The sequence below is a fragment of the Nocardia farcinica genome (assembly GCF_029867845.1).
GTDB classification, from domain to species: Bacteria; Actinomycetota; Actinomycetes; order Mycobacteriales; family Mycobacteriaceae; genus Nocardia; species Nocardia farcinica_A.
Genome location: NZ_JARWRU010000664.1, coordinates 1 through 1,759 on the forward strand (window position 1 = coordinate 1; position 1,759 = coordinate 1,759).

Genomic DNA, 1,759 nt, shown 5'->3' on the forward strand with positions numbered 1-1,759 from the left:
CCGCCCCCGGGGGGGCCGGGCCCCCCCCCGCCCCGGCCCCGCCCGGCGCGCCCGCCCCCCGGGCCGCGCACCCCGCCCCTCCGACGAGATGCTCGGCTATCCGCGCGACGGACGCGGGCCGAGGTGACGAGGCTGTCGCGGATGCGGATGCGGATGCGGCGGTCGGTCCGGCTCGGTCCGATGGCGAGGTGGCGACTGCGGCCGAGGCCGGTGCAGGTGCCGGAGCGGAGGGTGCGCTGTGAGCGAGTCGGCTCGAGATCTGGCGCGGAAGTTGCTGGCGGGCAACGGAACCGCATCGTCGGCGCCCTCGCCCGGTGGGCCGGCGGCGACAGGGTCCGCCCGGGCGCAGGTGCGGCCCCCGGCACGGGTGTCGGCGCGGCGGGTGCGGGGTCCGGGCAAGCAGTTCGCCGATCACCCGGAGGTGGCGGCGACGGTGGCCAAGCAGACCGCCATCGACAAGCTGTACGGCGACAGCGCGATGCCGAATCCGCTGTTCCTGCTGCGATCGGGCCCGAACGAGGCGACCATCGAGGCCGACGGGCGGGAGCTGGTCAACTTCGGGGCCTACAACTACCTCGGGCTGGCCAATCACCCGCGGGTGGTGGCGGGGGCGAAGGCGGCGCTCGACCGGTACGGGGCCTCGGCCTCGGCGAGCCGGATCATCGCGGGGGAGATCCCGCTGTACCGGGAGCTGGAGGCGCGGCTCGCGCAGATCTACGGCGTCGGCGACGCCATGATCACCACCAGCGGCTATCTCACCAACGCGGGCGTGCTCGGCTTCCTGCTGCGCGAGGGCGATGTGGCGGTGTGCGACGCGCTCATCCACGGCAGCGTGATCTCCGGGACCCAGTGGTCGGGTTGCCGGCGGATCACGTTCCGGCACAACGATCCCGAGTCGCTGCGGTCGGTACTGAGGATGTCGCGCGCCGGTTTCGACCGGGCGCTGGTGGTGCTGGAGGGGCACTACAGCATGGACGGCACGGTCGGCCGGGTCGACGAAATGGCCGCCATCGCCCGCGAATACGACTGCGCGGTCATGGTGGACGAGGCGCATTCGTTCGGCGTGTTCGGAGATCGCGGGCACGGCATCCGCGAGCACTACCGGCTGCCCGCCGACGCGGTCGACCTGTGGATGGGCACGCTGTCCAAGGCACTCGGCAGCTGCGGCGGCTTCCTGGCCGGCGACGCCGACCTCATCGGGGCCATGAAGGCCTCGGCGCCCGGCATCGCCATGCTCACCGGCGGTCCGGCGCCCGCGGCGGCGGGCGCCGCGCTGGCCGCGCTCGACGTGCTGGCCGAGGAGCCGGAGCGGCTGACCCGGCTGTGGGCGAACGCGAAACAGTTCGGGGCGCTGCTGGCCGAGCGGGAGCTGGATCGCGGCCTGTCCGAGGGGACGCCGATCTGCCCGGTGATCGTGCCGGGGGAGGTGCGCTCGGGATTCGTCGCCTCGTACCTGCTGCAACGCGGGATCTACGCCGGGAACATCTCGGCGCCCGCGGTGCCGGCGGGGCAGGAGCGACTGCGCTTCTTCCTCACCAGCGAGCACACCGACGAGCAGTTGGTGCGGGCGGCGGATCTGCTGGCCGAGGCGGTCGGCCACTCCCGGCAACTGCCGGATCCCACTCTGGCCGCCTGAGATTCGAGTGCCCGGCCGGGCCCTGTTCCCCCCTCCTGGATCCGGGACCGGCCGGGCACGAACAAATATCCCTTGGGGGTCTTGACAGCGGCTTACAGAGCGCTTAAAAGGCCGGTCACATGC

At 73.2% G+C, this 1,759-nt stretch carries 1 protein-coding gene; it reads left to right on the forward strand.

The window, feature by feature from the left end:
• The first annotated feature begins 382 nt into the window (after positions 1-382).
• Positions 383-1,636 carry an aminotransferase class I/II-fold pyridoxal phosphate-dependent enzyme gene (locus tag QH283_RS14670; RefSeq protein WP_280503554.1) on the forward strand — a complete coding sequence of 418 codons (1,254 nt, stop codon included), beginning with the start codon at positions 383-385 and terminating at the stop codon, positions 1,634-1,636.
• Positions 1,637-1,759 lie beyond the last annotated feature (123 nt).